The sequence below is a fragment of the Janthinobacterium sp. AD80 genome (assembly GCF_002878455.1).
Taxonomy (GTDB): Bacteria; Pseudomonadota; Gammaproteobacteria; order Burkholderiales; family Burkholderiaceae_D; genus Janthinobacterium.
The window spans coordinates 1-1,125 of the sequence record NZ_NRDQ01000374.1; the positions used below are offsets into that span (position 1 = coordinate 1).

Genomic DNA, 1,125 nt, shown 5'->3' on the forward strand with positions numbered 1-1,125 from the left:
AAAGACTTCCAGCAGCCACGACAGCAGCGCGATGCCCGTGCCGAACAGCACCAGGCCGATCAGGTCCAGCGGACGCGGCCGCTGCGGATGGCGGCGCGCAGGCATTCGTGCAGCAGGCGCTGGCGCGGCCAGCCCCGTTCGCGATGCGTGCGCTCGAATGCGCTCAGCAGTAAAGCATAATCCATGCGGTTTTCCCGTTTTTGGTTTGCATCTGTGGCCCTAAATTATTTCGTGGTTCTGGATCTTTTTTCAGAGCCAGATGACGATTATAGTGCGGCCTGTCTCCTCAACCAACCGGACTTCCGCCATGGACGCTGCCGCCCTCCCTCCCAGCCCCCGTACCCGCGTACGCCGTGTCGCCGAACTGGCCAACTACACGCCTGCCGCGCTGCACGCCATCATCGATGCCGCCTATCTGTGCCACATCGCCTTCCAGGACGAGCAGGGCCGCCATTGCATCCCGACGGCATGCTGGCGCATCGGCGGCCACCTGTACATCCATGGCTCGAACGGCAGCCGCATGCTCAAGCAGCTGCTGCGCGACACGGATGTCTGCGTGGCGGTCACCCACCTCGACGGCCTGGTGCTGGCGCGCTCCGCCTTCAACCACACCATGAACTACCGCTCGGCGATGATCTACGGGCAGTTTGAAAAAGTGAGCGATATCGGCCAGCAGCATGCGGCCATGGATGCGCTGATGGAGAAGCTGGCGCCGGGACGCCTGGCCCAGGTGCGCGGCGGCAGCGCCAAGGAGTACGCGGCCACCACCGTGCTGCGCATCGCGCTCGACGAATGCGCCGTCAAGCAGCGCACGGGCGGTCCGCTCGACGACGCGGGCGACATGGCGCATGTGGTCTGGACGGGCGAGCTGCCCTTCACGCACGGCCGTGGCGCGGCCATCGCCGATGCGCGCAACACCAGCGCGCTGCCCGCGTATGCGGCGGCATGGGAGACGGAATCCGCTTGACCCGTCCGCGCGCTTGCCCGATGATCGGCGTTGATGGCGATAGCCACCAACAGACCCTTTCATGAATGGAGCACAAGATGATGAAGCGAGTATCCCTGGCCGCGGCCCTGGCGGCCGTGCTGGCCTGTGGCGGCAGCGGCGCCGCACTGGCGGCCGAT

1 protein-coding gene is annotated in these 1,125 nt (G+C 66.0%); it reads left to right on the forward strand.

The window, feature by feature from the left end; all coding sequences use genetic code 11:
* Window positions 1-307: 307 nt before the first annotated feature.
* On the forward strand, window positions 308-967 hold the full coding sequence (locus JaAD80_RS29810; protein WP_102299775.1) for a pyridoxamine 5'-phosphate oxidase family protein: 660 nt from the start codon (window positions 308-310) through the stop codon (window positions 965-967).
* The last annotated feature ends 158 nt before the right edge of the window (window positions 968-1,125 follow it).